The sequence below is a fragment of the Bartonella sp. MR168JLCBS genome, assembly GCF_042194175.1.
Genome location: NZ_JBHIMP010000646.1, coordinates 1 through 511, shown reverse-complemented (window position 1 = coordinate 511; position 511 = coordinate 1). Strand labels below are relative to the sequence as shown.

Annotated in this window: 1 pseudogene; it reads right to left on the bottom strand. The window is 34.6% G+C overall.

Annotated elements, in window-relative coordinates:
- Nucleotides 1–511: pseudogene (locus ACFIK8_RS13185) on the bottom strand (hypothetical protein); the annotation flags it as partial.

The following is a 511-nucleotide window of genomic DNA, read 5'->3' as shown; positions in this document are numbered from 1 at the left end:
ACTACAAATATAATAGTCTGTTAGCTCTGCAAATTGCTCAGATCCATATTTAGGTTTATCCGCCATTGCTAAAATGATAAAATCATAATCTTTTTTAAATCCTTGTAATAGATGAGGGATATTATTTGAAAAATCTTGTGTACAAACAGCACTTGTTAAACCCTGAGGAAGAATATCAATCCCCGTATCATAATCACGATAAATAACATCATGCAACTGAGCTTTCCCCGTTAAAATATCACTCAATCCCCGATGTGGTCCAATGACTTTCTCTATTTGTTGACCAGAAAGATCGACTAACAGAACTGTTTTGCGCTCTTTTATGAGATGAAGAGATAATTTTGCTGCCATCTGCGCAGCTTCTGGACCAATTACTGAAACAACTGTTGAAACGCAGCTTTTCAAAAAATCGGATAATCCTTCTATTGTAATACAAACCTCAAGATTTTTTTTTCCTTGAGAGACTAAAATGCTCTCATCATTTTTAAAATCATCTTCTTCCGGTTGATCT